Origin of the sequence: Kitasatospora sp. NPDC059146 (genome assembly GCF_042786665.1) — a bacterium.
GTDB lineage: Bacteria > Actinomycetota > Actinomycetes > Streptomycetales > Streptomycetaceae > Kitasatospora.
This window is the reverse complement of record NZ_JBHZCY010000140.1, coordinates 17,259-24,297: the sequence shown is the minus strand read 5'-3', so window position 1 is coordinate 24,297 and position 7,039 is coordinate 17,259. Positions and strand designations below refer to the sequence as shown.

The 7,039-nt window shown below is 74.0% G+C and carries 7 protein-coding genes; 2 read left to right on the top strand and 5 right to left on the bottom strand.

Features of this window, described 5'->3' with window-relative positions; all coding sequences use genetic code 11:
* From ACFXPX_RS37225 to ACFXPX_RS37205, 5 genes are all read right to left on the bottom strand, one after another.
* Positions 1 to 577: helix-turn-helix domain-containing protein (locus tag ACFXPX_RS37225; protein WP_380644626.1), on the bottom strand; the 577-nt coding region annotated here is incomplete at its 3' end.
* Between the two features lie 9 nt (positions 578 to 586).
* Positions 587 to 808, bottom strand: coding sequence for a hypothetical protein (locus tag ACFXPX_RS37220; RefSeq protein ID WP_380533068.1), 222 nt, complete (start codon positions 806 to 808; stop codon positions 587 to 589).
* Positions 809 to 1,456: 648 nt separating this feature from the next.
* Positions 1,457 to 2,323, bottom strand: a complete 867-nt coding sequence (locus ACFXPX_RS37215) for a DUF4184 family protein (protein ID WP_380644625.1) — start codon at positions 2,321 to 2,323, stop codon at positions 1,457 to 1,459.
* A gap of 145 nt (positions 2,324 to 2,468) precedes the next feature.
* Entirely contained in the window at positions 2,469 to 3,071 is a 603-nt protein-coding gene (locus ACFXPX_RS37210) for a hypothetical protein (RefSeq protein ID WP_380644624.1), read from the bottom strand.
* On the bottom strand, positions 3,068 to 3,394 hold the full coding sequence (locus tag ACFXPX_RS37205) for a PadR family transcriptional regulator (protein ID WP_380594268.1): 327 nt from the start codon (positions 3,392 to 3,394) through the stop codon (positions 3,068 to 3,070). The genes ACFXPX_RS37210 and ACFXPX_RS37205 overlap by 4 nt, the downstream gene beginning before the upstream one ends.
* A 278-nt stretch (positions 3,395 to 3,672) precedes the next feature.
* Here ACFXPX_RS37205 and ACFXPX_RS37200 point away from each other — a divergent pair, with 278 nt between their 5' ends.
* Together ACFXPX_RS37200 and ACFXPX_RS37195 are read left to right on the top strand one after the other, a co-directional pair.
* Positions 3,673 to 4,872, top strand: a complete 1,200-nt coding sequence (locus tag ACFXPX_RS37200) for a M20 family metallopeptidase (RefSeq protein ID WP_380644627.1) — start codon at positions 3,673 to 3,675, stop codon at positions 4,870 to 4,872.
* A gap of 296 nt (positions 4,873 to 5,168) precedes the next feature.
* Entirely contained in the window at positions 5,169 to 6,914 is a 1,746-nt protein-coding gene (locus ACFXPX_RS37195) for a putative Ig domain-containing protein (protein WP_380644623.1), read from the top strand.
* Positions 6,915 to 7,039 lie beyond the last annotated feature (125 nt).

Genomic DNA, 7,039 nt, shown 5'->3' with positions numbered 1-7,039 from the left:
GCTGCACCCGGTGCCAGGCCTCGGCCCACACCCGGGCCGGGTAGCCGGCGGCCGGCGACCCCGGATAGTCCGCGATCACCCGCATGAAGACGCAGAACGTCCGCAACTGCGGCCCGCCGCGCTTGCGCAGCGCGTCGCTGACCGTACTGCGGGAGAGCTGTTCACCCAGCTGCGCCGCCCGCACCTCCAGGCCGCGCAAGGACGGGTCGCCGCACGCCTTCCGCGCGATCCGCATGACCTCGCCGAGCTGGTGGGGCTCCACCAGGGTGTCCGGTTCGGGCCAGGCGTGGGCGCCGTCGGCCGGGGCGTCCGCCGCCGGCTGGCTCGCGGGCGTCTCCTGCCACAGCCGGCCGGCCTTGCGCAGCTCCGACGGCCGTCCGCCGCAGGCCCGTACGTAGGCCTCCACGACGCGCCAACTCGGCCTGGAAGCACCGGAGTCCGCACGCGAGAAGGTCGCGACGGAGAAGGGTTCCATGGCCTCGTAGGTCTTGCCGCTGCGCTCCCGCAGGCCGCGCAGGTACACGGCGAGCCGTTCCGCGAACGCACCGTCCGGCACTGCCTTCTTGTGCCGTCCCATGGCGCACGCTCACCTGCGCCGGCGTCCGCGGGCGACGGCGGCGACCAGCCGTCTGGTCAGCTCGGCCGCGGCGAAGACCGCCGCGCTCGACAGGGCGATGATCGTCTCGGTGGACACCCCGGCCAGGGCGAGAACGACGACCGCGGTCAGAACACCCAACGCCAGGACGACGGCCGAAACGGGCAGCACGCTGCTGCTCGCCGTCGTCCGCCGCGGACGCGGCACACTCATACGAAGTCCCTACAATCGAATTGACGTTCAATCGAGTCTTGAAGACCCGGACCGGAGATTGCAGCTCCCGCCCGGCACCCGCCGTTCATTCTCGGGTACGACGTGCCCCGCGAATTCCCCGAACGGCCCAACCGGCATTCCGCTCCGAAAGAACATCGCATGATCGACGGAGGTATCCGCAGCTCGCGGCCACTGTGAGCGCCCCCGCACACGCCGGATCGCGCCCCTGTCCGGGTTTTCCATCCCGACGGACAGCACCCCCCGGATTTCTTGCGCGCGAGTCCGGAACCCGCCGCAACAATCACGCCCGGCGGAACGGGAAAAGGCCCAGGTCATCCACCACCGAAGCGACCCCGTCCAGCGCCGCCGCCAGCGCGCCGTCCGGCCCCGCAGCACGCAACTGGGCGTTCCGGCCCCGCTCCCCGCCAGCCTTGAACCCGAAGTCCCGGTCGCGAGCAATCGACACCCAGGGACCGCGGCCGCCCTCCGATGCAGCGGAGCCGGCCACCGCCCGGACCCAGCGTCCGGCCCTTCGGGGGCGCCCGGTGGGCGCCCCCGAAACGTCGCACGACAGCGAAGTCCTGGACCGCAGGCAGGACTTGCCGAACCGTCGGACGACCCGTAGGGCGGCACGACGGTCTGCCGCGTTCAGGCCGTGGTACCGGCCTCTGCGGCGCCCGCGCGACCGCGCAGTGCGAGGGCCGCGTGACGGATCCACCAGGCGGCGGTGTACAGCACCAGGGCCGCGATCAGGCCGGCGCCCGCGCCCTTCGCCGCGTCGGACAGCACGCCTTCCAGCAGGGCGTCCAACGGCCGCCCGTCGGCCACCGCCTGCGGGCCGGCCAGCCACCACCAGGCATGCGCGACGGCCCCGGCGGCCGCGCACAGGGCCAGCGCGACCAGGATGTGGCGGCGCCGGCCGGTGAAGGGCCGGGCGCCGGTGCGCAGCCGGTCCCGTCGGCGCCAGACGAAGACCGCGATGGCGGCCAGGCCGCCGATGGTGCTGGCGTGTTGCAGGGCCCGGGCCCAGGTGAGGCTGCCGGCCAAGGTGGTGTTCAGCCACGGCGCGCGGGTGACCACGAAGCCGTCGTAGTGGGTGAAGGAGTCCCAGACCAGGTGGGTGGCGAGCCCGATCACCGCGGACAGCAGGACCCAGCCGACCCGCCGCACCACCACCCCGGCCGTACCGCCCGTACCACCTGTACCGCCCGCCGACTGCCGCGCGGCGGGCGCCGGGAGCGGCAGCAGCGCGGCCAGCGGCCGCCACCCGGCCAGGAGGAGTGCCCACAGCGCGAGGGTGTACGGAAGGCCGACGGTGAGGGCGCCGGGCAGGGTGTGGGTGGTGGTGGCGTTGGCGAAGGGCTCGTACCAGGACTGGGCGCTGACCGGCAGTCCGGTGGTGACCAGAAAGTACGGCAGGTCCGGCGCGACGGCCCCGGCCACCAGCGCGACCCGGCTGAACGGCGTCCGCAGCAGGGGCAGGACGGCCGCGGGGTGGGACAGGGTGAACGGCATGGGCATCCTCTCGCGCGGGCCCGCCGGATCCGGTGGAGTCGACGGCCCGATAGTCCGTTGAACGGAATGCTACGTCAAACGGAGTAATACGTGCGCGACGAACCCCGCCGCTCGGCCGGGGGGCCGCTCGGCGGGGTCGGGTCGTTCAGCGCCGGGACCGTCCGAGGCGGCCGGCGAGCGGGACGGCCGCCAGGGCTGCCGCGAGGACGGTCGCCAGGACGGCGAGCGCGGTCGGGTCGCCCCAGGCCACCGTGCCGGCCTGGGCGAGCAGCAACGGGGAGGCCAGGGCCAGGGCGGCCAGTTCGCGGACGGCCAGTTCGCGGGCGCCCCGGGAGTCGCCGCCCCGGGAGCCGTTGCGCCAGGCCGTCACCGCCGCCGCCGCGGCGAGCACCAGCAGCGAGGAGAGCAGCAGTACGCCCCACACGCCGGACAGGTCCGACCGGAGCTGCACCCCCAGCGGGGCCGGCGAGGCGGCCACGGCGGCGTACCAGCGCAGCAGGTGCAGCCCGCTGGCGGCGGCCGAGGCGGCCAGGACGAGCGGGTACGCCGCCCCGAGCATCCGTGCGGCGGCGGTGCCCGGCCCCAGTCCGGCGCGCAGCCGCAGTGCGTGCCCCGCCAGTTCCGCCGCGTCCCGCAGCCGCGGGCCCAGCGGCTCGCCGGCGGTCAGCTCGCGGTACGTCGCGGCGATCTCCGCACCGTGGGCGCGGCGGTAGGCGGCGGGGTAGAGGCGCAGCAGGTGGTCGATCATGTGCCGGTCGCCGCCGGTCGGGCGGCGGACAGCCGGCGGGTGGCCTCCCGGGCCGTCGCGGCCAGTCGGTCGGCCTCCACGGCCAGCCGCTCGCGGCCGGTCGGGGAGAGGGTGAAGATCCGTCGGGCACGCCCGTCGACGACCTCCTCGCGCTCGACCTCGATCAGGCCGTCGGCCAGCAGGCGGTCCAGTGCCCCGTACAGGGCTCCGGTGCGCAGGGCGACCCGGCCGTCGGTCATCGCCTTGATCTCCTGGGAGATGGCGTAGCCGTGCCGGGGGGCGTCCGCGAGGGCGGTCAGGACCATCACGGTGGGTTCTTGCATCACACGCTCACTCACCCCATGAAGATAGTCACTCCGTCGGACCATCTCAACGAAGCCCGAGGTCGGCCATGCCCCGGAGCGTTTCCCGTGGCCTCCGCACCGGATTCACGGCCCTCCCGTGTGCCGGGCCCGATCGGGGTGGGCAACCTCCGATCATGGCACCAGCCACCCCGGGCTCCCCCCGGTCCGTCCACCCCTGGAGGTCCCCCGTGTCCGACCTGCCCAGCGCCACCCCCGGCGCACCCGGCGCGCCCGCCGCACCGTGGGAGCGGCTCGACCTGCCCGAGCTGCTCCGCTCGGCCGCCCTCCTGCAACCCGAACTCGCGCTGCTCCGCCGGGAGTTGCACCGCCGTCCGGAACTCGAACTGGACCTCCCCCGCACCCAGGCCCGGCTGCTCGCCGCGCTCGACGGCCTCCCCCTGGAACTCACCCTCGGCAAGGGACTGAGCTCGATCACCGCCGTCCTGCGCGGCGGGCGACCGGGCCCGAACGTGCTGCTGCGGGCCGACCTGGACGCCCTGCCGGTGCAGGAGGGCACCGAGCTGCCGTACGCCTCCGAGACCCCCGGGGTGATGCACGCCTGCGGGCACGACCTGCACGCGGCCGCACTGGTCGGCGCCGCCCGGCTGCTGTCCGAGCGGCGCGCGGAGCTGGCCGGGAACGTGGTGCTGATGTTCCAGCCGGGCGAGGAGGGGGCGGACGGCGCCCGGCTGATGGTCGAGGCGGGCGTGCTGGACGCGGCCGGGGAGCGGGTGGTGGCCGCGTACGCCCTGCACGTGGCCGCCGCCATCCTGCCCAACGGGGTGGTCGCCACCCGCCCCGGGCCGGTGCTCGCCGCCTCCGACACCCTGCGGGTCACCCTGCGCGGGCGCGGCGGGCACGGCTCCAGCCCGCACTCGGCGCTCGACCCCGTCCCGGCGCTCTGCGAAGCGGTCCTGGCACTCCAGTCGATGGTGACCCGCCGGATCGACGCCTTCGACCCGGTGGTGCTCACCGTGGGCCTGCTGGGCGCCGGTACGGCGGCCAACGTGATCCCCGACGAGGCGCGGTTCGAGGCCACCGTCCGCTCCTTCTCGCCGCGTTCGCGCGAGCTGGTGCGCACCGAGTCCCTGCGGGTGGTGCACGGGATCGCGGCGGCCCACGGGCTGGAGGTGGCGGCCGAGGTGGAGCCCGGCTACCCGGTGACCGTCAACGACCCGGGGGAGACGGAGTTCGCATCCGACCTGGCGGCCCGGCTGTTCGGGTCGGGGCGCTTCCTGGAGATGCCCCAGCCGATCGCCGGCTCCGAGGACTTCGGCGTGCTGGGCGAACTGGTCCCGTCGGCGTACCTGCTGCTCGGCGCCGTCCCGGACGACGGGCGCGACCCGTTCACCGCGCCCTACAACCACTCCCCGGAGGCCGAGTTCGACGACGGCGTGCTCGGCGACGGCGCCGCGCTGCTGGCGGGTCTGGCCCTGGGGCGGCTGGCCCGGGGGTAGCGGCCCCGCGCACAACCGATGCAGGGGGAGCAACTCCCGTCGCCGGAATCCCATTTCCGCGGCCCTTGCCGGAGCCCTCGTTAAAGGCTTCGGCAAGGGCCGCGGCACGGGCGCGAAGGTCCGGTGGCCCAATGGTGTCGCAGCTGTGCAGGCTTCCGGCGAAAGGCCCGAGGGCGCACCGATGAGCCGTTTCGTCGCGTTCCGTTCAAGCTCCGATTACCCCATCATGGGACCGTGCCACTGCGCCTACGCGCGTAGCTCTCCCCTGCATCCCCACGAACCAAGGGACTTGACCCATGCTCAGACGCGTCAACGTGACACGCCCGCTCGCCCTGGGTGCCGCCGTCCTGACCGTGCTCGCCGTCGCGAGCACCGCCCCCCACCCGGCCGCGGCGGCCACCACCGCGACCGCGACGACGGCCACCACGACGGCCCCCGCCGCCGCGACCGCCACCCAGCACCGCGTCCTGTTCGACAACAGCAAGGCGGAGACCGCCGGCAACGCGGACTGGATCATCAGCACCAGCCAGCCGGACCCGCTCGCCGAGAACGCCAACCCCCAGTCCGGGACGGACTGGACCGGCGCCATCTCCAGCTGGGGCGTCGCCCTCCAGAAGACCGGCCAGTACAGCCTCAAGACCCTGCCGAGCGGCTCCAGCATCACCTACGGCACCGGCGGCGCGCTGGACCTCGCCAACTTCGACGAGTTCGTCCTGCCCGAGCCCAACGTCCGGCTCAGCGACGCCGAGAAGACCGCGGTCATGACGTTCGTCCAGAACGGCGGCGGCCTGTTCCTGATCTCCGACCACACCGGCAGCGACCGCAACAACGACGGCTGGGACTCCCCCGCCGTCATCAACGACCTGATGACCACCAACTCGGTCAACAGCAAGGACCCGTTCGGGCTCTCCGTCGACCTGCTCAACATCCAGACCGACAACCCCACCGCCGTCAACGACGCCACCGACCCCGTCCTGCACGGTCCCTTCGGCACCGTCACCGGCAGCATCATCCGCAACGGCACCACCTTCACCCTCAAGCCCGCCGACAACCCCGCCGTCAAGGGCATCGTCTACCGCACGGGCTCCTCCGGCACCACCGGCGCCTTCTTCGCCACCAGCAGCTTCGGCAAGGGCCGGGTCGCCGTCTGGGGCGACAGCTCCGCCATCGACGACGGCACCGGCGAGCCCGGCAAGACCGTCTACAACGGCTGGGACGACCCGGCCGGCACCGACGCCGCCCTCGGCCTCAACGCCACCGCCTGGCTCGCCGCCGGCGGCAGCGGCAGCACCACCGGCAGCGTCACCCTCACCAACCCCGGCGCCCGCACCGCCACCGCCGGCACCGCCACCAGCCTCCAGCTCTCCGCCACCGACACCGCCGGCGGCACCCTGGGCTACAGCGCCTCCGGCCTGCCCGCCGGACTGAGCGTCAACGCCACGAGCGGCCTGATCAGCGGCACGCCGACCACCGCCGGGACGTACTCCGTGACGGCCACCGCGACCGACTCCACCGGCCCGTCCTCCTCCGTCACCTTCACCTGGACCGTCCAGCCCACCGGCGGCGGCAGCGGCTGCACCGCCGCCCAGCTGCTCACCAACCCCGGCTTCGAGGCCGGTTCGACGACCGGCTGGACGGAGACCAACACCAGCGGCACCAGCACCATCAACAGCAGCTCCAACGAGCCGCCGCACTCCGGCAGCTACGACGCCTGGCTCGACGGGTACGGCAGCACCAACACCGACACCCTCGCCCAGACCGTGACCCTCCCGGCCGGCTGCAGCACCTACACGTTCAGCTTCTGGCTGCACATCGACACCGCGGCCAGCAACACCACCGCCTTCGACAAGCTGACCGTGACCGCCAACGGCACCACCCTGGCGACCTACTCCAACGTCAACGCGGCCACCGGCTACCAGCAGCACAGCTTCAACCTGTCCGGCTACGCCGGCCAGAGCGTCACCCTCAAGTTCTCCGGCTCCGAGGACTACACCAAGCAGACCTCCTTCGTCCTCGACGACACCGCCGTCAACGTCTCCTGAGCCACGGCCGGGGGGGCGCCCCCCCCGCCCGGGGGGGGGCCCCCCCCCCCCCCCCCCCCCCCCCCGCGGCCCCGCCCCCCCAAACCGGGCCGGCACCACCCCGGGCGGCACCGCGCCCCCCGCCG